The organism is Pseudomonas sp. B35(2017), from assembly GCF_002113645.1.
GTDB lineage: Bacteria > Pseudomonadota > Gammaproteobacteria > Pseudomonadales > Pseudomonadaceae > Aquipseudomonas > Aquipseudomonas ekonensis.
Map to the genome: position 1 here is coordinate 169058 of NZ_NEIZ01000010.1, position 26055 is coordinate 195112.

A 26055-nucleotide genomic window follows, 5' to 3' on the forward strand; every position below is an offset into this window, starting at 1 on the left:
GTTTCGACTCGTTATTCGGCTCGGGCTCGCACGTGGATCGCGGCGAACGGCTCATTCTGCACCAGCTCGACCAAGGATTCCTTGACCAGCTCAAGGACCGCCATGAAGGTCACCACCACCCCGAGCCGGCCTTCCTCGGCGGTGAACAGCTCGACGAACGGCACAAACCCGCCGCCCTTGAGGCGTTCGAGCACATCGCTCATGCGTTCGCGGGTGGACAGCGCCTCGCGGCTGACCTGGTGGCTTTCGAACATGTCGCCCCGGCGCAGCACCTCGGACATGGACATCAGCAGCTCATCCAGGATCACGTCCGGGTGCAGCTTGCGCACCTGGGCCTGGGGGGCATCGAGCTTGGGCACGATCACGTCGCGGCCGACCCGGCTCAGCTCGTCGATGCCTTCGGCGGCGGACTTGAAGCGCTCGTACTCCTGCAGGCGGCGGATCAGCTCGGCGCGGGGGTCTTCTTCCTCGTCCTCGACGGTCTCGGCCCGGGGCAGCAGCATCCGCGACTTGATCTCGGCCAGCATCGCGGCCATCACCAGGTACTCGGCGGCCAGTTCCAGGCGCACCGACTGCATCAGCTCGACGTAGCCCATGTACTGGCGGGTGATCTCCGCCACCGGGATGTCGAGGATATCGATGTTCTGCTTGCGGATCAGGTACAGCAGCAGGTCGAGCGGGCCCTCGAAGGCTTCGAGGAACACCTCCAGCGCGTCCGGCGGGATGTACAGGTCAATCGGCAACTGCGTGACGGCCTGGCCATAGACCATGGCGAACGGCAGTTCCTGCTGGGCTCCGGCCTGGGGATCGACGGTTTCGACGGCGGACATTCAGGCCTCGACCATGAACGGGGTCGGGTCGCCGCAGCCGACGCGGATCACTTCCGGATCGTCGCCGGTCAGGTCGATCACGGTGGAGGCCTTGATGCCGCCGAAGCCGCCGTCGATGATCAGGTCCACTTGGTGCTCAAGCAGTTGGCGCATCTCGTAGGGATCGCTCAACGGATCTTCGTCGCCGGGCATGATCAGGGTCACGCTCATCAGCGGTTCGCCCAGCTCGTCCAGCAGCGCCAGGGCGATCGGATGGCTCGGCACCCGCAGACCGATGGTGCGCTTCTTGGGGTGCAGCAGCAGGCGCGGCACTTCGCGGGTGGCGTTGAGGATGAACGTGTACGGCCCCGGCAGGTGGGCCTTGAGGATGCGGAACGTGCCGGTGTCGATCTTGGCGTAATTGCCCAGTTGCGACAGATCGCTGCAGATCAGCGCAAAGTTGTGCTTGTCATCCAGTTGGCGCAGACGGCGGACGCGCTCGATGGCGCTCTTGTCGCCGATCTGGCAACCGATGGCGTAGGAAGAGTCCGTGGGATAAATCACCACCCCGCCCTTGCGGATGATCTCGACCGCCTGTTTGATCAGGCGCGCCTGCGGGTTTTCCGGATGGATCTGGAAAAATTGACTCACATTCTCTTCCTGTTCAGACGGCCGCGATAACTGGGTCATGTTTGAACCGGCGCCACAGGGGCGGCAGGTCCTCCGGCACCGGCCGGTACTGGCCGATCTCGGACCAGCCACCAGGGCCATGGAAATCACTGCCGGCGGTGACCAGCAGACCGAATTCGCGGGCCAGGATCGAGAGGCTGCCCACCTGCTCCGCCGGTTGGTGGCCGTTGACCACCTCAAGCGCCTGTCCGCCCGCTTGAATATAGTCGGCAATCAGCCGGCGGCGCTTGCTGCGGGTGAAATCGTAGTGCCAGGGATGCGCCAGGCTGACCCAGGCCCCGGCGTCCCGCAGGGTCGCGACGGTGTCCTCCAGGGTCGGCCAGTGCTGTTTGACGTCCCCCAGCTTGCCGGCGCCCAGCCATTTGCGGAACGCCTCGGCGCGATCCTTGACGAAACCTTCGCGCACCATCCAGTCGGCAAAATGCGGACGGGCCGGCGCGTTGCCGCTGTCGCCCAGCGCCTGCTGGATCTGCCGGGCGCCTTCGAACGCGCCGGGCATGCCCTTCTGGGCCAGCTTGCGGCCGATCTCCTCGGAACGCAGCCAGCGGCCGTCGCGCAGTTTGGCGATGGCCTCGACCAACGGTGCGGCGTCGACGTCGAAGCCGTAGCCCAGCACATGAATGGTCGCCCCGCCCCAGGTGCACGACAGCTCGACGCCGTTGATCAGCTGCATGCCCAGGCTTTCGGCGGCGGTGCGCGCTTCGGCCAGGCCTTCCAGGGTGTCGTGATCGGTCAGGGACAGGATCCGCACGCCGTTCTCGAACGCTCGCGCAACCAGTGCCGCCGGCGCCAGGGCGCCGTCGGAGGCTGTGCTGTGGCAGTGCAAATCGACATTCACGGGGATGTGTAACCTCAAATCAGCTGGCGCTATCGCGCGCCCGTATGTTTGTTATTATGCCGCCACATCCAGCTTCTGGCTCTCACTGTGAAACAATTCATCGATTTCATCCCGCTCCTGCTGTTCTTCATCGTCTACAAACTCGATCCGCGCACCGTCGACGTCGCCGGCCACGAGCTGACCGTAGGCGGCATCTACAGCGCCACCGCGATGCTGATCGTCAGCTCCCTGGTGGTCTACGGCGCGCTGTTCATCAAGCAGCGCAAGCTGGAGAAGAGCCAGTGGCTGACCCTCGTCGCCTGCCTCGTGTTCGGCAGCCTGACGCTGGCCTTCCACAGCGAGACCTTCCTGAAATGGAAAGCCCCGGTGGTCAACTGGCTGTTCGCCCTGGCCTTCATCGGCAGCCATTTCATCGGCGACCGCCTGCTGATCAAGCGCATCATGGGCCACGCCCTGAGCCTGCCGGAACCGGTGTGGCTGCGCCTGAACATCGCCTGGATCGCGTTCTTCCTGTTCTGCGGCGCCGCCAACCTGTTCGTCGCCTTCACCTTCCAGAGCATCTGGGTCGACTTCAAGGTGTTCGGCAGCCTGGGCATGACCGTGCTGTTCCTGGTCGGCCAGGGCATCTACCTGTCCCGTCACCTGCACGACGCCGATACCACAACGCCAAAAACCGAGGACTGACATGCTTTACGCCATCATTGCCACCGACGTCGCCAACTCCCTGGATGCCCGCCTGGCCGCGCGCCCTGCACACCTGGAGCGCCTGCAAGCGCTCAAGGGCGAAGGCCGCATCGTGCTGGCCGGCCCGCACCCGGCGGTCGACAGCAATGATCCGGGCGCAGCGGGCTTCTCCGGCAGCCTGATCGTCGCCGAATTCGATTCCCTGGCCGCCGCGCAGGCCTGGGCCGACGCCGACCCGTACATCGCCGCCGGCGTCTACGCCAGCGTCATCGTCAAGCCGTTCAAGCAAGTCCTGCCGTAACTTTTCCCTCCGACGTCCCCACGCGATGAACCTTCCCGGTTCATCGCGTTCTCAATCGCTCATTATTCTCGTTTGCCGGCCGACAACCTGCCCACTATCCAATGGGAAACAGGAGTCGCGATGCGCAAGGGTCCGTTGTGTCTGATGTGGGTCACGCTGTCGGTCATGGCGCCTGCCCATGGCGAAGAAAGCGTCGAAAACGGCAATTCCACGCCGCTGTCGCTGAGCGCCGGCACGCAGATCACCGAGTTGCAGCAGCGCCTCAAGGCCAGCGAGCAGCAGCGGGAAGAACTGAGCAAACAGCTGCACAATGCCGACAGCGAACGCGAAAGCCCGCAGCTGGCCCGGTTGCGTCAGGAGAACCAGCGCCTGAAACTGCAGCTCAAGGAAGCCCAGTCCAGCCCGCTGCCGCGTCTGCTGACCGAGCAGCAGCAATGGTTTGTCACTGGGGCCGCCGTTGCGCTATTGGCGCTGCTGTGCGGTATCTTTGCCGGTGGAGGACGCAGAACGCGTCGGCAATGGCTAAATTGAGTGAGTCATGAGCGAGCTGTTACTGATTGATGACGACCAGGAGTTGTGCGAACTCCTGACCAGTTGGCTGAGCCAGGAAGGTTTCCAGGTGCACGCCTGCCACGACGGCCAGAGCGCCCGCAAGGCCTTGGCCGAATCCGCGCCGGCGGCGGTGGTGCTGGACGTGATGCTGCCCGACGGCAGCGGCCTGGAACTGCTCAAGCAACTGCGCAGCGAACACGCCGAGCTGCCCGTGCTGATGCTGTCGGCCCGGGGCGAGCCGCTGGACCGCATCCTCGGCCTGGAGCTGGGCGCCGACGACTACCTGGCCAAGCCTTGCGACCCCCGCGAGCTGACCGCCCGTCTGCGCGCCGTGCTGCGCCGCAGCCATCCGGCCGCCGTATCGACCCAGCTTGAGCTGGGCGACCTGAGCTTCAGCCCGGTGCGCGGCGTGGTCAGCATCAACGAGAAAGAGCTCACCCTCACCGTCTCCGAAAGCCGCCTGCTCGAAGCCCTGCTCAAGCAGCCCGGCGAGCCGCTGGACAAACAGGAACTGGCGCAGATCGCCCTCGGCCGCAAGCTGACCCTCTACGACCGCAGCCTGGACATGCACGTCAGCAACCTGCGCAAAAAGATCGGCCCGCACCCCGACGGCCGCCCGCGCATCGTGGCCCTGCGCAGCCGCGGCTACTACTACAGCCTCTGACGCTGCGTCAGTTTTGTCAGGCCGGCGCCGGAACGTCTTTACTCAAGCTTTACCCAGCGCTGACCGCCGCTGACCTTGATCTCCGTAATCTGTACCCATCCGGAACGTACCGGGAACGAGACAAGGAGATACACCATGCGCAAGACCCTCATCGCTCTGATGTTCGCCGCTGCCCTGCCGACCGTCGCCATGGCCATGCCGGAAGGCGCAGGCCCGATGGGCGGCCCGCTGGAAGGCCCGCACCACGGCCAGATGCGCGGCATGCACGGCAAAGGCCCGTACAGCCAGCTGGACCTGTCCCGCGAACAGCGCGAGCAGATCCGCAAGATCATGGGCGAGCAGATGCATGAGCGCCGTCAGGTGGTCGACAAGTACCTGGAGAAGCTGTCGCCGGCCGACCAGAAAGCCATGAAGGATGAAATGGCGGCCAACCACAAGAAAGCCGAAGCCGACGTGCGCGCCGTGCTGAAGCCGGATCAGCAGAAGAAATTCGACGAGATCCAGAAGAAGCAGGCCGAGCGCCGCGCCGAATGGGCCGAATTCAAGGCCTGGAAAGCGCAACAGCCGCAAAAGGCGCAATAATGTCCTGAGCCCCGGACCCGACGGCCTCCCCCGTCGGGTCTGTCTTGTTTGTTCCCCTGTGGGAGCGAGCCTGCTCGCGATGGCGTCGTGTCGTTCGACATATCCATGTCTGTAACAGCGCTATCGCGAGCAGGCTCGCAACTGCAGGGATGTAGGTCTGACCGAGGATTTTCCGTGCGTTCACTGTTCTGGCGTATCCTGGCCAGCTTCTGGCTGGCCATCGCTCTAGTGGCGGGGCTCTCCATCCTGATGGGGCACATGCTCAACCAGGACGCGTGGATCCTCAGCCGCCACCCGGGCCTCAACACCCTGGCCGCCGAGTGGACGCAGACCTACGAAAGCCAGGGCGAAGACGCCGCCCAGGACATCCTTCAGCAGCGCAAGCGCCAGTACCACATCGACGTGCAGGTGCTCAACGAGAGCGGCGATCCGGTGGTGCGCGGCACCTTCCCGCGCCGCGCCGCCGCGTTCGAGGCCCGCCAGAACAACGACGACCGCCGCCTGCCCTGGCGGCGCCTGACCGACGAATACACCAGCGCCAAGAGCGGCGACACTTACCTGTTCATCTACCGCATCCCGCACCCGGAACTCGACGCCTGGCACCGCGAAAGCCTGCTGTGGCCGTTGAGCGCGCTGGGCATCGCGCTGGTGGTGCTGACCCTGTTCAGCCTGTTGGTGACGTTTTCCATCACCCGGCCGCTCAACCGCCTGCGCGGCGCCGTGCACGACCTGGGGCAGACGACCTATCAGCAGAACAGCCTGGCGCAACTGGCCAACCGCCGCGACGAGTTCGGCGTGCTGGCCAACGACTTCAACCGCATGGGCGCACGCCTGCAAAGCCTGATCGGCAGTCAGCGGCAACTGCTGCGCGACGTCTCCCATGAGTTGCGCTCACCCTTGGCCCGCCTGCGCATCGCCCTGGCGCTGGCCGAACGGGCCAGCCCCGAAGAGCGGGAAAGGCTGTGGCCGCGCCTGGCCCGCGAATGCGACCGGTTGGAGGCACTGATCAGTGAGATCCTGGTGCTGGCGCGGGTCGACGCCGACAACGCCAGCGCCGAAGACGTGGACCTGAACGCCCTGCTCGGCACCCTGCAAAAGGATGCGCAGCTCGGCTCGCCGGAGCAGGTCGTGCGCCTGGAGGCCGAACCGCACCTGGCGCTGACCGGCTGGCCGACCATGATCGAACGGGCCGTGGACAACCTGCTGCGCAACGCCCAGCGCTTCAACCCAGAAGGCCAGCCGATCGAATTGCAGGCGGCGCGCCAGGGCGAGCGAATCGTGGTCAGTGTGCGCGACCACGGGCCGGGGGTTCAGGACGAACATTTGAGCCAATTGGGCGAGCCGTTCTACCGCGCCCCAGGCCAGACCGCCGCCGGCCACGGCCTGGGCCTGGCTATCGCCCGCCGTGCGGCCGAACGGCACGGCGGAGCGCTGGTGCTGGCCAATCACCCGCAGGGCGGTTTCATCGCCAGACTGGAACTGCCCCTCGTGCCCGGCGCCGTCACCCAACCCTGACCCCCTGCAGGAGCCAGCCTGCTGGCGATGGCGGCGCATCAGCCCCATGACTTCTGCCTGACAGACCGCCATCGCGAGCAAGCTCGCTCCCACAGTGTCCGAGGGGTTCACAGATCCGGCGTTCGCCCGCGATACCTGTGGGAGCGGGCTTGCCCGCGATGGCGGTGCATCAGCCCCATCATTCTTGGCTGACAGACCGCTATCGCGAGCAGACTCGCTCCGCAGTGTCCGAGGTGTTCACGGGTTCAGTGTTCAGCCGAGATCCCTTGTGGGAGCCAGCCTGCTGGCGATGGCGCCGGCCAAGGCGCCGGGGATGCCGGGGCTCAGGCCTCGGCCGGCCAGGCGCTGACGAATTCGGTCAGTTCGACCTTCTCCGCCACCCGCGGCTCTTTCAACGGGGTGCCCAGGTACAGGAAGGCAATCACCTGTTCGTCCTCAGTCAGCCCCAGGCCCTTGGCGACGTGTTTCGAGTAGGCCAGCTCACCGGTGCGCCAAACCGCACCGATTCCCTGGGCATAGGCCGCCAGCAGGATCCCGTGGGCCGCGCAGCCCGCCGCCAGCAGTTGCTCGGATTTCGGGTACTTGACGTGATCCTGCAGTTTCGCGATCACCACAACCACCAGCGGCGCACGCAGCGGGCCGTTGCGCGCCTTGTCGATGGCCGCCTCGGTGACTTCGCCGTCCTGCATCTGCGCCGCCTCGGCCAGCAGCTCGCCCATCCGCTCGCGGGCGGCACCTTCGACGGTCAGGAAACGGTACGGCTGCAAGTGCCCATGGTCCGGCGCGCGCAGGGCGGCGCCGAACAGGGCCTCGCGCTGTGCGGCGGTCGGGGCCGGGTCGGTCAGTCGCGGAACGGAAACACGGTTGAGCAAAGCGTCGAGAGCCTGCATCGGCCACCTCCTGTCAAAAATGTCGGGCTATTCTAGCGGCAAGTGCCCGCTCGATGCCGGTTTACATGCCTTGCCCCGCGGGTAGAATGGCGCCCTTCCCCCTTCAGCCCGAGTGGATTTCATGGCGTTGCCGACCTTAAGGATCATTGGTTTCATCATCGGCATCTTCCTGATCACCCTGGCCATCGCCATGATCGTGCCCATGGCCACCTTGGTGATCTTCGACCGCACCGGCGACATGCCGTCGTTCCTCTGGTCGAGCATGATCACCTTCGTCGCCGGCCTGGCGCTGGTGATCCCCGGCCGCCCGGAGCACGTTCATCTGCGCCCCCGGGACATGTACCTGCTGACGGTCAGCAGTTGGCTGGTGGTGTGCATCTTCGCCGCGCTGCCGTTCCTGCTGACCCAGCACATCAGCTACACCGACTCGTTCTTCGAGAGCATGTCCGGCATCACCGCCACCGGCTCGACCGTGCTCACCGGCCTGGACAGCATGTCACCCGGCATCCTGATGTGGCGCTCGCTGCTGCACTGGATCGGCGGCATCGGCTTCATCGGCATGGCCGTGGCGATCCTGCCGATGCTGCGCATCGGCGGCATGCGCCTGTTCCAGACCGAATCCTCGGACCGCTCGGAAAAGGTCATGCCCCGCTCGCACATGGTCGCGCGGCTGATCGTGGCGGCCTACGTGGGCATCACCATTCTCGGCAGCCTGGCGTTCTGGTGGGCCGGGATGAGCCCGTTCGATGCGGTCAACCACGCCATGTCGGCGATCTCCACCGGCGGTTTCTCGACCTCCGACCAGTCCCTGGCCAAGTGGACACAGCCGGCGGTGCACTGGGTGGCGGTGGTGGTCATGATCCTCGGCAGCCTGCCGTTCACCCTGTACGTGGCGACCCTGCGCGGCAACCGCCGGGCCCTGATCAAGGACCAACAGGTGCAGGGCCTGCTCGGCATGCTGCTGGTCACCTGGCTGGTGCTCGGCACCTGGTACTGGTGGACCACCAACCTGCATTGGCTGGACGCGCTGCGGCACGTGGCGCTGAACGTCACGTCGGTGGTCACCACCACCGGATTCGCGCTGGGGGACTACAGCCTGTGGGGCAACTTCTCGCTGATGCTGTTCTTCTACCTGGGTTTCGTCGGCGGCTGCTCCGGCTCGACGGCGGGCGGGATCAAGATCTTCCGTTTCCAGGTCGCCTACATCCTGCTCAAGGCCAACCTCAACCAGCTGATTCACCCACGGGCGGTGATCAAGCAGAAATACAACGGCCACCGCCTCGACGAAGAGATCGTGCGCTCGATCCTGACCTTTTCGTTCTTCTTCGCCATCACCATCTGCGTGATCGCCCTGCTGCTGTCGCTGCTGGGCGTCGACTGGATGACGGCGCTGACCGGCGCCGCCAGCACCGTGTCGGGCGTCGGCCCCGGCCTTGGCGAGACCATCGGCCCGGCCGGCAACTTCGCCAGCCTGCCGGATGCGGCCAAATGGATCCTGTCGTTCGGCATGCTGCTGGGCCGGCTGGAGATCATCACGGTGTTTGTGCTGTGCATTCCGGCGTTCTGGCGTCACTGACCGCGCTCGGCGCGTCCAGGAGGCGCGCGCGGTAGTCGCCGGGGGTGGTGTCGAACCAGCGCCGGAAGGCGCGGAAGAAGTTGCTCGGGTCGGCGAAACCCAGCAGGTAGGCAATCTCCAGCAAGGTCATGTTCGGCTGCGCCAGGTACTGCTCGGCCAGTTCGCGGCGGGTGTCGTCGAGCAACTGCTGGAAGCTGGTGCCCTCCTCCTGCAGACGGCGTTGCAAGGTGCGCTGCGACAGGTGCAGGGTCTGCGCCACCGCATCGCGCTTGGGCTCGCCCTGGGGCAGCAGCCGGCACAGCACCTGCCGCGCCTTGTGGGTCACGCGGCTTTCGGAGAACCGCGCCAGGTACTCCCCGGCGAACCGGTCGTGCAGCAGCGCCATCGCTTCGTTGGCGGTGGGCAGCGGCGCTTCCATGTCGGCGCGCTCGAAGATCAGCGCATCGTACGGCGCGTTGAACACCAGTGGTGCGTGGAAGGCCTGCCGATAGGGCTCCAGGTCGTCCGGCTCGTCGCCCTGCACCAGCACCTTGCGCGGATGCAGGGTGCGCCCGGTCAGCCAGCCGCACAGGCTCAGTGCGCAGGCCAACGAGGCCTCGGCGCTCTGGCGGGTCGGCGGCAGGTGGTCGCCGTGCACCGTCAGGATCAGCGCATAGCCTTCATCGAGCAGGCGGAAACTCAGGTCGGCGCTTTCGGCGATGATCCGCTGATAACGCACCAGGCGCTGAAAGCCTTCGGCCAGGGTATTGCTGGACATCAGCGCGTAGCCGGCGACATGGAAGGAGGCCGGGCGCACCACCTTGCCCATGTTCAGGCCGATCGCCGGATTGCCCGACAGCTCGACCGCCCGCTGCCACAGACGGGTCATGGAGTCCTGCGGGAAGCGTGCGTCCGGATCGTCCAGCGCCGCGTAGTCGAGCCCCAGTTGCCTGAACAGAACCCGGCAATCCAGGCCGTCCATTTCCAGTGCCTTGACAATCCCCATCGCCCAGCTTGAAGAAGTCGTTCGTTCGCTCATGGCGTTTATTCTTAAATGACATGACGGGCCGCATACTACGGCGGATTTTCCAAGGATAGTAAAGTGGCGCCGATTGTCACTGGCCAGCACCGACGATCACTCTAGACTCAAATAGGCTACCCGCCGAACAACTCGCCATCAGAACAATAACCACAGAGATCGCAGTCGTGGACACGCTCAAGCCTTTCAGCAGCTTCGCCGAGTTCTATCCGTATTACCTCAGCGAGCACAGCAACAGCGCCTGCCGGCGCCTGCACTTCGCCGGCACCACACTGGTGCTGTTCATTCTGGCGCTGGCCATCGCCCAGGGCGCATGGCTGCTGTTGCTGGCACTGCCGCCGGCCGGCTACGGCTTCGCCTGGGTCGGGCATTTCTTTTTCGAGAAGAACCGCCCCGCCACCTTCCAGCATCCGTTCTACAGCCTGCTCGGCGACTTCGTCATGTACCGCGACATGATCCTGGGCCGCGTGCCGTTCTAGAACCCAGCAAACGAGGACGGCCGATGAACGCCAATGCCCGTTTCACCCACATGGAGGACGGCACCCAGGAAGACTGGGCGATCATCGCCGCCGATTTCAGCGCCTACGCCCGCCAGCTGCCCGGCCGGATCCTGGCGCACCTCAAATTGCTGGAGGGGGATTTCGGCGGGTTTGCGGTGGATCGCCTTACCCACTCCCTGCAAACCGCGACCCGCGCCTGGCGCGACGGCCGCGACGAGGAATACGTGGTCTGCGCCCTGCTCCACGACATCGGTGACACCCTCGGCTCCTACAACCACCCGGACATCGCGGCGGCGATCCTCAAGCCGTTCGTCAGCGCCGAGAACCTGTGGATGGTGGAGAAGCACGGCATTTTCCAGGGCTATTACTTCTTCCATCACCTGGGGATGGACCGGCACCTGCGCGAGCAGTTCAAGGGACACGCGCAGTACCAGGCGACGGTGGAATTCTGTGCCCGCTACGACGCCGCCGCGTTCGACCCGGCCTATGACACGCTGCCGCTGAGCTTCTTCGAACCGATGCTGGAGCGGGTGTTCGCCGCGCCGAAGAATTCGATCTACCAGGCGGCGATGCAGGAACACACCCCGGCCTGAGTGACCTTGGGAACCGCTGCGCGGTTCATCGCCAGCAGGCTGGCTCCCACTTCGATTGGCGGCGACCACCGATTCTGCCTTCACCCCTGAACCCGGTGGGAGCCAGCCTGCTGGCGATGGCGTCAGTGCGGGCAGCTAGCTAGGCCAGCTCAGCCACCTTGGCCGCCTTCAACTGCGCCTCCCGCGCCTGCGCATCCGCCAACCGGTACAGCTCGATGGTGCCGTCCCAGTGCTCGATCAGGGCCGTGCACGATTCCACCCAGTCACCGCAGTTGAGGTAATCCACCTCGCCCACCTTACGGATCTCGGCGTGGTGGATGTGGCCGCAGACCACTCCGTGCAACTCGCGTTTGACGCATTCGTGGGCGATGGCTTCCTCGAAGTCGCTGATGAAGTTCACCGCCGTCTTCACCTTGTGCTTGAGGTAGGCCGACAGCGACCAGTAGCCGTAGCCGTACTTCGCCCGCCAATGGTTGAGCCAGCGGTTGAGGGTCAGGGTGAATTCGTAGGCCGAATCGCCGAGGAACGCCAGCCAGCGGTGATAGCGGGTGATCACGTCGAACTGGTCGCCGTGGATCACCAGCAGGTGCCGGCCATCGGCGGTGACGTGCACCGCTTCGTCCACCAGCTGGATGTTGCCCAGGATCAGCTTCGAATAGCGGCGCAGGAATTCGTCGTGGTTGCCGGTGACGTAGATCACCTCGGTGCCGCGCTTGCTCATGGTCAGCAGGCGGCGGATCACGTTGGTGTGCGCCTGGGGCCAGTACATGCCGCCGCGCAGTTTCCAGCCGTCGATGATGTCGCCGACCAGGTAGACCTTATCGGCATGGTAGCCCTTGAGGAACTGCGACAGGTGCTCGGCCTGGCAATCCCGCGTGCCCAGGTGCACATCAGAGATCCACAAGGTGCGCACCCGTTGTTTACGGCTGGGTCTGGCGAGCTCGGCGCTGGTCATGGACAACCCTCTGCAATGTTTTGCAAAGCTTGCGCCTGCGCGGTGAACCGACCATGACAACCGTGCGTCAGTCCCGTGACAGCGCACAAACCCCCGGGCGGTGTAGACTGAACGCCACTTCGGAGACCTGCGGCCATGCGACCGATCCTGACCCTGCGCCATTACACACACGATCTGATCGTCCACAGCCACGACCACGCGCAACTGGTGTTCGGCCTGTCCGGCGCGCTGGACTTCGAGGTCGAAGGCTGCGGCAGCCAGGTGCGCCAGCAGAGTTTCGTGGTGGTTCCCGGCGGTGCCCGCCACGCCTGCGGCAGCCCCGACGGCAGCCGCTGCCTGGTGCTGGACGTGCCCGAGGGGCCGTGGGTCGCGGACTCGCTGGGCGACCACGCCGACGCCAGCCGCCGCCTGCTCGAACGTCCCGGGCGCCTGACGCTGGACAGCGGGCAAAGCCAGTTGGTCAGTTGGCTGGCCAACAGCCCGATCGGCGATCCCCTGATCGCCCGCCAGGGCGCGGTTCTGCTGCTGGCCAGCCTGAACAGCGCCCGCCCCGCCGAACTCGCCGCACGGCGCCTGCCCTACGCGGCGCTGGATGCGCACATCGATCAGTACGCCGCCTACCCGTTGCAGGTGGCTGACCTGGCGCGGATCGCCGGCCTGTCCAGCGCCCGCCTGCACGCGCGCTTCGTCGCCGAATGCGGGCAGACGCCGATGGACTACATCCGCAGCCGCCGCCTGCACAAGGCCGCCGACCTGCTGCGCGAAACGGCCCTGCCCATCGGCGAAATCGCCAGCCGGGTCGGCTACAGCTCCCAGAGCGCCTTTGCCGCCGCCATGCTGCGCGAGTTCGGCGCCTCGCCCGGCACCCTGCGCCGCGAGGCCGGCGACAAAGGACAATAGTCTGCCGACAGACATCCCGGGCGTGGTGTCCCTAAACTGTCGTTGTGTTGAACCCGATTCCCAAGGATCGCAATGACTCCCCGCACAGCCCTCGGCGCCCTGCACATCGGCGCACTGATGTTCGGCCTGACCGGCGTATTCGGCAAACTCGCCGCCGCGACGCCTGCGGTCATCGTGTTCGGACGCGCCGCCTTCGCCGTCCTCGCGCTGGCGTTCTTCGCCCGGTTCGCCAGCCACAACGCCTGGCAACGGCTCCAGGCGGCGGACTGGCGCCGCCTCGCCCTCGGTGGCGTGCTGCTGGCCGGGCACTGGGTGAGTTTCTTCCTGGCGGTGAAGGTCGCCGGGGTGGCGATCGCGACCCTGGGCTTCGCCAGTTTCCCGGCGTTCACCGTGATCCTCGAAGGGCTGGTCTTCCGCGAACGTATCCGCACCAACGAAATCGTGCTGGTGGCGCTGGTGAGCGTCGGCCTGGTGCTGGTGACGCCGGCGTTCGACCTGGCCAGCGGCGCCACCGCCGGCCTGCTCTGGGCGATCCTGTCGGGCCTGCTGTTTTCCCTGCTGTCGCTGACCAACCGCGCCAGTTCCGGGCGCATCCCCGCGGTGCAGGCGGCGCTGTGCCAGAACGTGGTGGTGGGGCTGTGTCTGCTGCCGGTGGCGGCGCCGCAGCTGGGCGGCGTGCGGGCCATCGACTGGCTGTGGATCGCCCTGCTCGGGGTGTTCTGCACCGGCGTCGCCCACAGCCTGTTCGTGGCCAGCCTGGCCGTGATCAAAGCCCGCACCGCCGCTGTGGTGTTCGCCTTGGAGCCGGTGTACGGCATCACCGTCGCCTGGCTGCTGTTCGATGAAGACCCGACCCTGCGCATGCTGGCCGGCGGCGCGTTGATCATCGTCGCCATCGTGGTGTCGAGCCGGTTGTCAGGCGGTTCCGGCAAGAATGCCGTCGGGGCCCAGGCGCCGTCTCACTGAGTGCGGTCGTTGTGGCCGAGGTCGCGGTCAGGGTCGATCCGATCGCGCACCCGCTGCTTGAGCACCTTGGCCTCGGGGAAGCCGCCGTCCGCCTTGCGCTCCCAGATCTGCACGCCGTCGCAGGCGATGTGGAACACCCCTCCGGTGCCTGGCACCAGCGACACCTTGCCCAAATCGTCGGCGAAGGTGCTGAGCAGTTCCTGCGCCAGCCAGGCGGCGCGCAGCAGCCACTGGCATTGGGTGCAATAGGTGATGACGATTTCCGGTCTTGGGGCGGACATGTTCGCTGAAACTCCTGAGGCAGAGGGCGCCGCTATAATAGCCGGCTTTATCGCTCGCCCCGAGACTCACCATGCGTCGCCTTCTGATCTGCCTGCTGCTTGGTTTCCTTCCGCTGCTCGTCCATGCCGATGAAACGGCGCGGCCCAAGGTCGGCCTGGTGCTGTCCGGCGGCGCCGCCCGGGGGCTGGCGCACATCGGCGTGCTCAAGGCCCTGGAAGAGCAAGGCATCAAGATCGACGCGATCGCCGGCACCAGCATGGGGGCGGTGGTCGGCGGCCTCTACGCCTCGGGCTACAAGATCGACGAACTGGAGAAGCTCGCCCTGTCCATCGACTGGCAGCAGGCGCTGTCCGACGCCCCGCCCCGGGAGGACGTGCCCTTCCGGCGCAAGCAGGATGACCGCGACTTCCTGGTGAAACAGAAGCTCAGCTTCCGCGACGACGGCAGCCTCGGCCTGCCGCTGGGGGTGATCCAGGGCCAGAACCTGGCGCTGATGCTCGAAAGCCTGCTGGCCCACACCAGCGACACCCGCGATTTCGACAAACTGCCGATCCCGTTCCGCGCCGTGGCCACCGACATCGCCGACGGCGAGAAAGTGGTGTTCCGCAAGGGCCACCTGCCCCAGGTGATCCGCGCCAGCATGTCGATCCCGGCGGTGTTCGCCCCGGTCGAACTGGACGGCCGCCTGCTGGTGGACGGCGGCATGACCGACAACATTCCCCTCGACGTGGCCCGGGAGATGGGAGTCGATGTCGCCATCGTCGTCGACATCGGCACCCCGCTGCGCAACCGCAAGCAACTGGCCACGGTGGTCGACGTGCTGAACCAGTCCATCACCCTGATGACCCGGCGCAATTCCGAAGAGCAACTGGCGGCGCTGCACCCCGACGACGTGCTGATCCAGCCGCCGCTGGCGAGCTTCGGCGTCACCGATTTCGGCCGCGCCCAGGAGATGATCGACGCCGGCTACCGCGCCACCCGGATCCTCGACGCCCGCCTGGCCCGCCTCAAGCCCTCCCAACCCCAGGACACCGAACTGGCCGCCGCCCGCTCGCCGGGGCAACGTACGCCGGTGATCACGGCGATCCGGGTCGAGAACGACTCGAAGGTCGGCGACGACGTGATCCGCTACTACATTCGCCAGCACATCGGCGAACCGCTGGACCTGGGCCGCCTGCAGACCGACATGGGCACGTTGTACGGCCTGGACTACTTCGAGCAGGTGCAGTACCGCGTGGTGCACAAGGGCCCGGACCACACGCTGGTGATCAGCGCCCGGGGCAAGCGCAGCGGCACCGACTACCTGCGCATCGGCCTCAACCTGTCCGACGACATGCGTGGCGACAGCGCCTTCAATCTCGGCGCCAGTTACCGGGTCAACGGCATCAACCGCCTCGGCGCCGAATGGCTGACCCGGGCGCAGATCGGCGACAAGCAGGAGCTGTACACCGAGTTCTATCAGCCGCTGGATGTCGGCTCGCGCTACTTCCTCGCCCCCTACGCGGCGTTCGCGGCGCAGAACGTCGACTCGGTGCTCGACAACGACCCGATCGCCCAGTACCGCGTCGAGCGCTACGGCTTCGGCCTCAATGTCGGCCGACAGATCGGCAACAGCGGCGAGGTGCGGCTGGGCATCGGCGAGGCCTGGGGCAAGGCCGACGTGCGCATCGGCGATCAGAACCAGCCCAGCGAGCACTTCAACGAAGGTTTCTATGCGCTCAAGTACTCGTTCGATTCGCTGGACAACGTGTACTTCCCCCACGAGGGCGAGGACATCGGCCTGACCCTGGCGCAGTTCGAGCCGGGCCTGGGCTCCGACACCCGCTACCGGCAATGGGAGTTCAAACTGGACAAGGCCATGAGCCGCGGCCCGGACACCCTGGTGCTCGGCGGCCGTTACGGCCGCACCCTGGACGATGCCAACGTGGTGGTCTCCAGCTTTCTGCTCGGCGGCGCCCGGCAGTTGTCCGGGTTCCGCGAAGATGCGGTCTCCGGCCAGAACGTCAGCCTGATGCGCGCCGTGTATTACCGCCGCCTGACCCCGCGCTCGTTCCTGCCGCTGGACTTCCCGCTGTACGCCGGCGCCTCGCTGGAGCGCGGCCGGGCGTGGAACAACGACAACGAGTTCGACAGCGGCTACATCAACGCGGCCAGTGTGTTCATCGGGTTCGACACGCCGTTGGGGCCGCTGAACTTCAGCTACGGGCTGAACGATGCGAATGAGCAGGCGGTTTACCTGAATCTGGGGCAGACGTTCTGAGGCCAGCCTGGATTTTCTGCGGCGCCTGACCTGTCGCCATCGCCAGCAGGCTGGCTCCCACAGTATCCGAGGGGTTCACAGATTCGGCATTCGCCCGCAATACCTGTGGGAGCGGGCTTGCCCGCGATGGCGGAGTGTCAGTCCCAGTGGTTTGGCTGACAGACCGCTATCGCGAGCAGGCTCGCTCCCACAGTGTCCGAGGTGTTCACGGATTCTGCGTTCAGCCGCGATACCTGTGGGAGCCAGCCTGCTGGCGATGGCGCCAGCTCAGGCACCGCAGGGCAAGATCCCAAACGTCTCAGCGGATCCCCGCCAACAGCGTCCGCGCCGTCTGCCTGAGGGGTTCGTCGCCCTCCTTGAGCAACTCGTTGAGCAAGGCGATGGCGCTGTCGATGTCACCGTCGTCGATGCAGGTCTGGGCCTGCTCCAGTTTCCCGGCGCCGGCGGGCGGTTCGGGCGGTTTGCCGGGGTCGCCGAATGCGTTGAGGAAGTCTTCGTCCAGCGTGGGTTCCTGCGGTTCGGCGATCCATTCCAGCTCCGCCGCTTCGGCATCGGCGTCCTGGGGCAGTTCGAAATCCGGAGGCAGAATCTCCAGGCTGTCGCCCAGCGTGGACGCCTCCTGCACAAGCGCATCAGCGGGCCGCTCATCGTTCAGATCCCAGCTCGAATCCATCGACAGATCGCCGTCGTTCAGCTCGAAGCTGTCCTCCGATGCCGCCGGTGGCGCAGCCGCGACAAGCGGTGCTGCCGCCGTCACGGGCAAGACCGGCAGCGGCGGCGCGACAGGGGCCAGTTTCGGGCAGCGGCTGCGGATCTCCTGCAGCGCCGTCTCCGTCACACCCTGCCCGCGCAGGTGGCTTTCCTGTTCGTCATAGGCGGCGCCATCGCCCTGTCGACCCAGCACCTCAAGCAATTGCAGACCGAGATCGGTGCGCTCCGGCTCCTTGCCCAACGCGTCACGCAGCAGGCTGGCCGCTTCGCCCAGCCGCCCGTAGGCCAGATAGATGCCGACCGCCTCCAGCACCTGGCCGGCGCCGGATTCCTCACGGTGTTCGGCGGCGTGGTGAACCGCAGCGAGCGGGGATGCACCGGCCCCTTCAACCTGGGGCTCATTGCGCAGCGCCGGGGCCGGCCGCGCAGCCTGGGTTTGCGTCGTCTGCCGGCGCCGGCGAAGCACGAACAGGCCGGCCACCAGCGCGACAAACAGCACCAGCAATCCGCCGTACAACGGCCAATCGCTCGACGCCTCCCGGGGTTCGACCGGGGCGGCGACCGGCGCCGGCGCGGGTGCCGCCACCGGCGGTGGCGGAGCCTGCTGAAGCTCGGTCAGGCGGCTTTGAAGGTCGCTGACCTGCTTTTTGCCGTCGGCGATCTGGACATCCTGGGCCTGAAGCCTGGCGTTCAGCTCATCGAGAGATTTCTGCAACTGCTGGTTCTGCAGGACGCTGGCCGCCAGTTGTTCGGCCAACGCGTCGTTGGCAGGTGCCGCAGGCGTGGCCGGCGCGCTGGCGGCCGGTTGGGCGGCAGGCTTGCCGGGGGCGGTGGGCGCAGGCGCCTCGGGGGTAGGAAAACCGGAGTCCTGGGCGCGCACGTCCGGTTCGTCGGTGGCCGGCACGATGCCGGGCGAGCCCGGCGGGTCGATCAGCACCGTGTACTCGCGCAGCAAGCGGCCGTTGGGCTGATTGACCTGCACCAGGAAATTCAGGAAGGGTTCGTTGACCGGTTTGCCGGAGGTCACCCGGATCAGCTTGCGCTCGCCCCGCAGGATCGGGGTGAACCTGAGGTCATTGAGAAAGAACACCCGCTCGACCCCGGCCCGGCTAAACTCGTCGGCCGTGGCCAGGCTGACCGACAGTTCGCTTTGGCTGAGCCCGCCGACGTCCAGCAAGGCGATGTCGGCCTTGAACGGCTGATCGAGGCCCGAATGCACGGTGATGTCACCGAGCCCCAGCGCCAAGGAGGCGGTTGACCAGACAAGCACGCCGGCCACCACCAGCGGGCGGGCGCAACGCAGTACCACGTGCCGACTTCCGAGCATGAGCATCCCTTATATAAGCAAAACCGACTTCTATGCGTTCGCACATCCGGTACGAACACGATATTGCCCAGTAGTTCTTATAGTCGGCCCAGCGCGATCCCTCAAAAAAACGGCACGGGGTTTTGCCTCAGGATTTTTCCAGGTTGCCCAGAATGTGCGCGTGAACGCGCATGCAGACCTTCAGATCCGCGTCGTCCACGCCCTCGAACAGTTCGTGGCGCAATTGCGTGGCGATGGTTTCGATCTGGTCGATCAACGGCCGGGCCGGGGGGCACAGCACGATCTTTTTCGCCCGGCGGTCTTCCATCACGGACTGGCGTTGCACCAGCCCCTGGCTTTCCAGGCTGTCGAGCAGGCGGGCCAGGGTCGGCCCTTCGACGCCGACGCTCTGCGCCAGCTCGCGCTGGGTCGGCGCCTCGTCGAAGCGCGCCAGGTGCAGCAGCACCAGCCAGCGCGCCTGGGACAGGCCCATGCCGGCCAGCCGGCGATCCAGTTCGGCACGCCACCCACGGGACATCTGCGCCAGTTGCATGCCAAAGCGGTGTTGATCGGTTAACGGCATAAAACACTCATGGTTAGACTGAAGAAATAGAAAAAAACTAATTATTAGTCAGCTAAGCATGACATTTGGCTATAGGCAAGAGGATGTCTTGCACTGAATCGTTACATCAAAGCAACGGGTCGTGTAAGCCCAGGCTCACATCTCGAATTCCGACTGCAGCGCCGCGCGCACGCAATAGAGCACGCCTTCCGGCACCCGGCTGCCGAACAGCGCCGCCACTTCGGCCACCGACGGCAGTTCGCCTTCGCCGTCGAGGAAGGCGTCGTGGACTTCGCCCATCAGTTCTTCCGGCAGATCCAGCGCCTGCTCCAGCGACAACTGCTGCTGACCGATGGCCTCGGCCAGCATGCTGTAGACGTTCTTTTCCGAACACTGCAACTGGCCGGCGATCTGCAGCGGCGTCATGCCGGCGCGGGCCAGGGTGATCAGCTCATGCCGCACGTCGGCCACGGCCTTCGGCGTTTCGGCCTCGCCGCCAAGCACTTCGAGGAAGGCCTCGCCGTAGCGCTCCAGCTTGCGGGCGCCGACGCCGCTGACCCGGGCCATTTCCGCCAGCGTGGTCGGCTGGCTGCGCAGCATTTCCACCAGGGTCGAATCGGGGAAGATGACGTAAGGCGGCACGCCGTGCTCCTGGGCCAGCTTGCGCCGCAGGGTGCGCAGGGCTTCCCACTGCTCGCGCTCTTCGGCACGCACCAGTTGGCTGGCCGGGCTCTTGCTGAGCCCCTTGGCGCTGACCTGCGGCTTGAGGTCGCGGCGCAGCTCCAGGGTCACCTCGCCCTTGAGCAGCGGCCGGCAGGTGTCGCTCAGGCGCAGGCCGCCGTACCCTTCGTGGTCGACGTCGGCCAGCCCCCGGGCCACCAACTGACGGAACAGCGAGCGCCATTCGCCCTCGCTCATCGCCTTGCCGACGCCGTACACCGACAGGTGCTGATGGCCGAAGCTGCGCACCTTTTCGTTGTCCTTGCCCAGCAGCACATCCACCAGGTGGCCGACGCCGTAGCGCTGGCCGGTGCGGTAGATCGCCGACAACGCCTGGCGCGCAGGTTCGGTGGCGTCCCAGGTCTGCACGCCGTCGACGCAGTTGTCGCAATGGCCGCAAGGCTCGGGCATGTCTTCGTCGAAATAGGCCAGCAGCGCCTGGCGGCGGCAGCGGGTCTCTTCGCAGAGCGAGAGCATGGCGTCGAGCTTGTGCTGCTCAAGGCGCTTGTGGCGCTCGTCGCCTTCGGAGTTCTGCAGCATCTGCTTGAGCATCACCACGTCTTGCAGGCCGTAGGCCATCCAGGCATCCGCCGGCAGGCCGTCACGGCCGCCGCGCCCGGTTTCCTGGTAGTAGGCCTCAAGGGACTTGGGCAGGTCCAGGTGGGCGACGAACCGCACGTTGGGCTTGTCGATGCCCATGCCGAACGCCACTGTGGCGACCATGATCAGGCCTTCCTCGTTGAGGAAACGCTGCTGGTGGTACGCGCGCAGGTCGTTGGGCAGGCCGGCGTGGTACGGCAGCGCCGGGAACCCTTGCTCGGTGAGGAACGCCGCGACTTCCTCGACCTTCTTGCGCGACAGGCAGTAGACGATGCCGGCATCGCCGCGCCGCTCGCCGAGGAACGCCAGCAACTGCTTGCGCGGCTGCTCCTTGGGCACGATGCGGTAGAAGATGTTCGGCCGGTCGAAGCTCGACAGGAAACGCTCGGCGTTCTGCAGGTGCAGACGGGTGACGATCTCTTCGCGGGTGCGCTTGTCGGCCGTGGCGGTCAGGGCGATGCGCGGCACGTGGGGGAACATTTCCGCCAACTGGCCCAGTTGCAGGTATTCCGGGCGGAAGTCGTGGCCCCATTGCGACACGCAGTGGGCTTCGTCGATGGCGAACAGGGCGATGTCCAGGCCTTGCAGGAAGCTCAGCATGCGCGGCTGCACCAGGCGTTCGGGGGCCAGGTAGAGCATCTTCACTTCGCCGCGGCGGATCCGCGCCGCCAGGTCGCGCTGCTGCTCGGCGCTCAGGGTGGAGTTCAGCGCGGCGGCGGCCACGCCCAGTTCCTCGAGGGTGGCGACCTGGTCGTCCATCAGCGCGATCAGCGGCGACACCACCACCGCCAAGCCTTCGCGCAGCAGCGCCGGCACTTGGAAGCACAGGGACTTGCCGCCGCCGGTGGGCATCAGGACCAGGGCGTCGCCGCCGCTGGCCACGCGCTCAATGATCGCACCCTGGCGGCCACGGAAACTGTCGTAGCCGAAGATGTCCTTGAGGACGCGCTGAGCCTGTTCGAGCATAGAAACTCCAAAAATCACCGAAACATCCCTGCACAGGCTGGTTCAGGGCAGCCGAGGCTGCTTAAACAAAACGTAAGGGCGCATTGCATGATCATCGTCATGCCGGCAGGGATCGCAAAGCGCGGCAGTATACCCGAGCGTCTCCCTGCGCAGGGCGCCGCTGAGAAGCCGGTTGCACGAAACCTTGGGATAACACAAAACCTGTGGGAGCTGCGGTGCGACGACTCGACTTGCCAGCGATGACGTCGGCACCTTCAACATCAATTCCGACATTGCCACCGCTATCGCTGGCAAGCCAGCTCCCACAGGGCCTGTACCGTGAACCGGGATTTCAGGCAAATCTGCCGTGCGGCTGGCTTGAGGGCTCAAGAAGGCCTAGAATTCCCGCATTGTTTATTCCCCCAAGGTAGCCCCGTAATGTCCTTCGCTGAGCAACTGACCCGCCTGCAAGTCTTCCTCGACGCCGACGAGCTGCATGAAGAGGCGCTGGATTACGTGGCCGCCCACGGTTACCTCACCGCCCTGTCGATCTGCTCGGACGTGGTGCCGGACCGTGAATGGATCGACGCGCTGTTCGCCGAAGAGCCGCACTACACCAGCGACGCCCAGCGCGAAGAGATCGAAGCCACGCTGATCGGCCTCAAGGCCCACATCGCCCGCCAACTGGCCTCCGACGAAGAGTTCGAGCTGCCGTGCGACCTGGACCTGGGCGACGAGCCGGACGACTCCGAGCTGCGCGGCTGGTGCATCGGTTTCATGGAAGGCGTATTCCTGCGTGAAGAGGCCTGGTTCGAGACCGCCGAAGACGAAGTCAGCGAAATGCTCCTGCCGATCATGGTCGGCTCGGGCCTGTTCGACGAGCAGCCGGAGTTCGAGGACATCGCCAAGGACGCCAACCTGATGGACGACATGATCGTGCAGATCCCGGAAGCCCTGACCGCGCTGTACCTGCTGTGCCAGGCGCCGGACGAAAAACCGGCGATCCTCAAGCCTCGCCACCACTGAGTTCCCGCCTATGGACAACCCCATAGGCAACCGTCCCCTGATGCTGCGCTACCTCCTGCTGGCCGTCGGCTGGCTCAGCGTGGCATTGGGGGTGATCGGGATTTTCCTGCCCGTCCTGCCCACCACGCCTTTCCTGCTGCTCGCGGCGGCCTGCTTCGCGCGCAGCTCCGAGCGCTTCTACCGCTGGCTGGTGGAGCATCCGAAGCTGGGCCCGTGGATCCGCGGTTACCTCGACGGCAACGGCATTCCGCTCAAGGGCAAGGTCTACGCCATCGGGCTGATGTGGGCGAGCATCCTGCTGTCGTGCTATCTGGTGCCGCTGCCTTGGGCCCGGGGGTTCATGCTGACCAGCGCAACGCTGGTGACGGTCTACATCCTGCGGCAGAAGACCCTGAAAAAAACCTGACCTGCGGCGAGGGCGCTTGCTCCCTCGCCGCAGGCGCATGACCGCCGGTCGCAAACCCGCCCGCCCCTGTCAGATCTGACAGTAGCCACCCTTCCCCTTCCGGCTTCCAATGACCCCGTCGCCCACCCGCACCGGAGTCTGCGCCATGCTCATCCAGCCCCTGCGAACCGTCGCCCCCCTGGCCCTGCGCGAGCCCGAGATCCCCGGCCGCACCGAACCCCAGCTGCCTGACGGCTCATGGGGCATCAACCGCGCCGCCGCCCTGGACAACTTCCCAGGCAAGGGCCTGAAGGTGCACATCCTGCCCTGGGCCAACATGAGCCGCGGCGACAAGGTCGAGCTACTGTTCGACAACGGCAAGGTCGACCAGCACACCCTCACCCAGGACAGCGAGGTCAACGAGCGCGTGACCCTGTGGGTGGTGCCGGGGCGCATCGCCAGCGGCGCGCACACCCTGGGCTACATCGTCACCCGCCTGAGCCAGTTGCCCGAGCCCTTCGCCCCGGCGGTGCAGCTCCACGTCAAGCTGGAGCTGCCCGGCGGCCAGGACCTGGATCCGGAGGACGGCGCCCATTCCGAACTTTTCCAGTACATCGACCCCGAACTGGTCGCCGGCGGCATCGACAAGGACACCGCCGCCCAAGGCGTCGACATCGTGATCAAGGCCAAGCCCGGCCGCCCGGCCAAGCCCGTCTACCCCAACATCGCCGTGGGCGACGTGGTGACCCTGAGCTGGGGCGGCGTGCTGGTGAGGTCGGCGCCGGTGACCCAGGCGCAGGTCGACGACCCTGACGCCAACCCCCTCAACGTCCACGTCAGCGAGGCGGTGATCCTCGAGGCCGGCGACTCGGGCCCCGAAGGCCTGGCCGTGACCTTCACGCTGCATGACCGGGTCGACAACGCCGCCGAGGACTGGTGCCGGGAGACCCGGATCGTGGTGGACACCGGCCACTCGCGGCTGGGCGCGCCGATCGTCAAGGAGGCGGTCAACAACACGCTGGACCTGGACGCCCTGGGCGACGCCGACGCGACCGTGCAGATCATCGCCCTGGCCCCCGACTTCAAGCTGGGCGACGTGATCGTCGCCGTGCTCAAGGGCACCACGCTGGAAGGCGAGGCGGTGGCCGCCGAGGTGCGCGGCCAGCCGCTGGCCAACCTGCCCAGCATCGTCGAGCTGAAGGTGCCCAACCTCAAGGTGCGCGACCTGGCCAAGACCCAGGCGATCTTCAGCTACCGCGTGGAGCGCGGCGGCTCGCCCGACCTGCTCTCCAAGGGCCGCTTCGTCAACCTCGTCGGCGAACCCAAGCGCCTGGCCGCGCCCGTCGCCGAGGACGCCCAGGACGGCGCCCTCGACCCGGACCTGCCGGTCGTGCGCGTGCGCATCCCCTACGACCCGCTCATCCAGGAAGGCATGGCCATCGAGCTCAAGTGGCTGGGCACCCGGCCCGACACCACCACCTACGACCCGGTGCTGGACTGGTACTTCCCCAGCAAGGCCGAGGCCGACGACCCGGCCGGCTTCACGGTGACGGTCGAGGGTCGGCACCTCAAGACGCTGGAGGGCGGCACGCTGGACCTGTCCTACAACCTGCTCGCCGACGACAACGGCACCATCGTCAGCCGCGGCTCCCTGCACGCCGCGCTGCTCAACGTCGGCGCGCCGCAGCTGGAGCTGGTCAAGCCCACCGTCCTCGGCGAGAAGGACGGCGCCCTCGAACCCAAGGACCTGGCCGGCGGCACCAGCGCGGTCACTTGCCCCAACCCGCTCGCCACCCCGACCAAGCCCATGGACGTGGTCACCTGGCAGCTGCGCGACGCCGCAGGCGGCGTGCTCCACGAAGACAGCAAGACCCTCAACGCCCTCAGCGCCGGCAAGGACGTCGTCTTCACCCTCAGCGCCGCGTTCGTGCAGCAGCACTTCGAGGCCCGGCGCGGGGAGACGCTGACGGCGAGCTACAGCATCAAGCGGGCCGAGACGGGCAAGGTGAGCTATTCCAATCCGCTGGGGTTCTTGATTGGTGTTGCGGTCGAACTGGAGCCGCCGACTCTCACGTCGGTGAAGGACTCAAAGGGCGTCGAGATCCCGGACGACGGCGTCACCGCCGACACAAGCCTAACGCTCACCGGCACAGCGACGGCGGGGCAGAAGGTCGAGGTGTACGACGGCGATAGTTCAATTGCAGAGTCCAAAGGTACGGCGACCGCCGACGCCACCACCGGGATTTGGCAGTTGGCGGTCACACTACCGTTTGGCGTTCGGCGCCTCTTTGCCAAGTCGCTCTATCACGACACTGACACTTATTCGAACGTGCGGACACTGACAGTGCAAGAACTGTATGACTCAGTGGATTTCAACAATTTGTCACTAGGAGGCTGGAACAAAGGACCAGCAGGTGCAGAAATCATATTTGCTGGTTCACCGGGCGCCTATTACTTACACAACAACACTTCAAACGGCGAATACCATGCTGGTGTCGTCCTGCATAAAACCTACGACGTCATAGTGGGTAGAAGATACCGATTCCAGGCTGAAGCAAGAGCTTTCAATCTCTCATCAGGAAACCCCGCCGTGCTTTCAATACGGATTGGAGATTCGGTATCTCAAGCTTTTACCGTCAACAACGCCAACTGGTTCTACATTGCACATGAAGCGGTGGCGACAACAGGAACGGTATTGATCGAGATTGTGAATTCACGATCAGCCCGGCATGGCAATGACTACCACCTAGACAATTTTCTGGTCTGCGGTATGAGCTGACGGCAGTGAGGCATGCGCGGAAACGGGGACGGATAGATTTATCCGGATTTATTTATACGCCCCCATTTCAACCGAAATGGCTATGCACTTCATTTTTTATCGAGTCTGTTTACTTCCGTTTAAAACCACTCCCACCACCCCACGCCACCTTGCGCCATTGCCTACAGCTACGCCAGAATCCGCCGTCTTGTGCGCCTTGGGGGCGGGTTCTATCGTTTGGCGGTCGCTGACGAATCAGTGATCGGGTTTAGCAGCCCGGCAATTCTCAAGGCACGTGAGCTCCGCTGAATGCGTCATGGCGGCTTTGCGTGGGGCACTTCGGTGCGCCGGGATCCTTGAGCCTGGTCTGCTAACCCGCGTACAGCCGCCACCCATTCGTTTAGCAGCGATGGCTGACGGCTCCATTTCTCAAGGAGCTACACCATGTTCAAACCCACCCCCAACCC

Annotated in this window: 25 protein-coding genes; 15 read left to right on the forward strand and 10 right to left on the reverse strand. The window is 65.7% G+C overall.

The features are described 5' to 3' along the window. Nucleotides 1–11: 11 nt before the first annotated feature. From CAG41_RS18105 to CAG41_RS18115, 3 genes are all read right to left on the reverse strand, one after another. The gene (locus tag CAG41_RS18105; protein WP_170930049.1) at nt 12–710 is read right to left on the reverse strand and encodes a ScpA family protein; all 699 of its coding nucleotides are present in this window, start codon (nt 708–710) and stop codon (nt 12–14) included. A gap of 120 nt (nt 711–830) precedes the next feature. Next, nucleotides 831–1460, reverse strand: a complete 630-nt coding sequence (locus CAG41_RS18110; RefSeq protein WP_139831323.1) for an L-threonylcarbamoyladenylate synthase — start codon at nt 1458–1460, stop codon at nt 831–833. Nucleotides 1461–1473: 13 nt separating this feature from the next. Continuing rightward, nucleotides 1474–2337: a PHP domain-containing protein gene (locus CAG41_RS18115; RefSeq protein ID WP_085577859.1), complete on the reverse strand. Its 864-nt coding sequence runs from the start codon at nt 2335–2337 to the stop codon at nt 1474–1476. A gap of 87 nt (nt 2338–2424) precedes the next feature. Here CAG41_RS18115 and CAG41_RS18120 point away from each other — a divergent pair, with 87 nt between their 5' ends. The 6 genes from CAG41_RS18120 to CAG41_RS18145 all read left to right on the forward strand — a co-directional run bounded on the left by CAG41_RS18120 (nt 2425) and on the right by CAG41_RS18145 (nt 6635). Further along, entirely contained in the window at nt 2425–3021 is a 597-nt protein-coding gene (locus CAG41_RS18120; RefSeq protein WP_085577860.1) for a septation protein A, read from the forward strand. A 1-nt stretch (nt 3022) separates the two neighbouring features. Next, entirely contained in the window at nt 3023–3322 is a 300-nt protein-coding gene (locus CAG41_RS18125; protein ID WP_085631096.1) for a YciI family protein, read from the forward strand. Nucleotides 3323–3442: 120 nt separating this feature from the next. Continuing rightward, nucleotides 3443–3853, forward strand: coding sequence for a translation initiation factor 2 (locus CAG41_RS18130; RefSeq protein ID WP_085577862.1), 411 nt, complete (start codon nt 3443–3445; stop codon nt 3851–3853). 7 nt (nt 3854–3860) lie between these two features. Next, nucleotides 3861–4538: a response regulator transcription factor gene (locus CAG41_RS18135; RefSeq protein ID WP_085577863.1), complete on the forward strand. Its 678-nt coding sequence runs from the start codon at nt 3861–3863 to the stop codon at nt 4536–4538. 135 nt (nt 4539–4673) lie between these two features. After that, nucleotides 4674–5120 carry a Spy/CpxP family protein refolding chaperone gene (locus CAG41_RS18140; protein WP_085707282.1) on the forward strand — a complete coding sequence of 149 codons (447 nt, stop codon included), beginning with the start codon at nt 4674–4676 and terminating at the stop codon, nt 5118–5120. Between the two features lie 174 nt (nt 5121–5294). After that, complete coding sequence (locus tag CAG41_RS18145; RefSeq protein WP_085577865.1) at nt 5295–6635, forward strand: HAMP domain-containing sensor histidine kinase; 1341 nt, start codon at nt 5295–5297, stop codon at nt 6633–6635. A 323-nt stretch (nt 6636–6958) separates the two neighbouring features. Here the strand turns inward: CAG41_RS18145 and CAG41_RS18150 are convergent, their stop codons facing one another. Further along, nucleotides 6959–7525 carry a nitroreductase family protein gene (locus CAG41_RS18150; protein WP_085577866.1) on the reverse strand — a complete coding sequence of 189 codons (567 nt, stop codon included), beginning with the start codon at nt 7523–7525 and terminating at the stop codon, nt 6959–6961. Between the two features lie 121 nt (nt 7526–7646). On the opposite strand from CAG41_RS18150, the gene CAG41_RS18155 reads away from it, so the two are divergent. Beyond that, complete coding sequence (locus CAG41_RS18155) at nt 7647–9101, forward strand: TrkH family potassium uptake protein (RefSeq protein WP_085577867.1); 1455 nt, start codon at nt 7647–7649, stop codon at nt 9099–9101. Here the strand turns inward: CAG41_RS18155 and CAG41_RS18160 are convergent. Continuing rightward, nucleotides 9058–10119, reverse strand: coding sequence for an AraC family transcriptional regulator (locus tag CAG41_RS18160; RefSeq protein WP_170930045.1), 1062 nt, complete (start codon nt 10117–10119; stop codon nt 9058–9060). The genes CAG41_RS18155 and CAG41_RS18160 overlap by 44 nt on opposite strands. 167 nt (nt 10120–10286) lie before the next feature. Between CAG41_RS18160 and CAG41_RS18165 the strand changes: the two genes are divergently transcribed. Further along, a complete protein-coding gene (locus CAG41_RS18165; protein ID WP_085631090.1) occupies nt 10287–10598 on the forward strand; it encodes a DUF962 domain-containing protein in 312 nt (103 codons plus the stop codon). A gap of 23 nt (nt 10599–10621) precedes the next feature. Further along, nucleotides 10622–11212 carry an HD domain-containing protein gene (locus CAG41_RS18170; RefSeq protein ID WP_085707283.1) on the forward strand — a complete coding sequence of 197 codons (591 nt, stop codon included), beginning with the start codon at nt 10622–10624 and terminating at the stop codon, nt 11210–11212. Between the two features lie 139 nt (nt 11213–11351). Here CAG41_RS18170 and CAG41_RS18175 read toward each other — a convergent pair whose 3' ends face one another. Next, nucleotides 11352–12167, reverse strand: coding sequence for a UDP-2,3-diacylglucosamine diphosphatase (locus tag CAG41_RS18175; RefSeq protein WP_085577871.1), 816 nt, complete (start codon nt 12165–12167; stop codon nt 11352–11354). Nucleotides 12168–12302: 135 nt separating this feature from the next. On the opposite strand from CAG41_RS18175, the gene CAG41_RS18180 reads away from it, so the two are divergent. Next, nucleotides 12303–13067 (forward strand): helix-turn-helix domain-containing protein, encoded by a 765-nt coding sequence (locus CAG41_RS18180; protein ID WP_085577872.1) that lies wholly within the window; start codon nt 12303–12305, stop codon nt 13065–13067. A 72-nt stretch (nt 13068–13139) separates the two neighbouring features. Next, the gene (locus CAG41_RS18185; protein ID WP_085631088.1) at nt 13140–14033 is read left to right on the forward strand and encodes a DMT family transporter; all 894 of its coding nucleotides are present in this window, start codon (nt 13140–13142) and stop codon (nt 14031–14033) included. On the opposite strand, the gene CAG41_RS18190 is transcribed toward CAG41_RS18185, so the two are convergent. Further along, nucleotides 14027–14314 carry a SelT/SelW/SelH family protein gene (locus CAG41_RS18190; RefSeq protein WP_085577874.1) on the reverse strand — a complete coding sequence of 96 codons (288 nt, stop codon included), beginning with the start codon at nt 14312–14314 and terminating at the stop codon, nt 14027–14029. The genes CAG41_RS18185 and CAG41_RS18190 overlap by 7 nt on opposite strands. A 71-nt stretch (nt 14315–14385) precedes the next feature. Here CAG41_RS18190 and CAG41_RS18195 point away from each other — a divergent pair, with 71 nt between their 5' ends. Then, the gene (locus tag CAG41_RS18195) at nt 14386–16575 is read left to right on the forward strand and encodes a patatin-like phospholipase family protein (protein WP_085577875.1); all 2190 of its coding nucleotides are present in this window, start codon (nt 14386–14388) and stop codon (nt 16573–16575) included. Nucleotides 16576–16873: 298 nt separating this feature from the next. Here CAG41_RS18195 and CAG41_RS18200 read toward each other — a convergent pair whose 3' ends face one another. From CAG41_RS18200 to recQ, 3 genes are all read right to left on the reverse strand, one after another. After that, complete coding sequence (locus tag CAG41_RS18200) at nt 16874–18613, reverse strand: FimV/HubP family polar landmark protein (protein WP_085707284.1); 1740 nt, start codon at nt 18611–18613, stop codon at nt 16874–16876. 127 nt (nt 18614–18740) lie between these two features. Then, entirely contained in the window at nt 18741–19175 is a 435-nt protein-coding gene (locus CAG41_RS18205; protein WP_085577876.1) for a MarR family transcriptional regulator, read from the reverse strand. Between the two features lie 135 nt (nt 19176–19310). After that, entirely contained in the window at nt 19311–21440 is a 2130-nt protein-coding gene (gene recQ, locus CAG41_RS18210) for a DNA helicase RecQ (protein ID WP_085577877.1), read from the reverse strand. A 417-nt stretch (nt 21441–21857) separates the two neighbouring features. On the opposite strand from recQ, the gene CAG41_RS18215 reads away from it, so the two are divergent. From CAG41_RS18215 to CAG41_RS28640, 3 genes are all read left to right on the forward strand, one after another. Beyond that, complete coding sequence (locus CAG41_RS18215) at nt 21858–22445, forward strand: YecA family protein (RefSeq protein WP_085577878.1); 588 nt, start codon at nt 21858–21860, stop codon at nt 22443–22445. A 10-nt stretch (nt 22446–22455) separates the two neighbouring features. Then, nucleotides 22456–22851 (forward strand): YbaN family protein, encoded by a 396-nt coding sequence (locus CAG41_RS18220; RefSeq protein WP_085577879.1) that lies wholly within the window; start codon nt 22456–22458, stop codon nt 22849–22851. A gap of 145 nt (nt 22852–22996) precedes the next feature. Further along, entirely contained in the window at nt 22997–25609 is a 2613-nt protein-coding gene (locus CAG41_RS28640) for a hypothetical protein (RefSeq protein ID WP_170930292.1), read from the forward strand. Nucleotides 25610–26055: the final 446 nt, after the last annotated feature.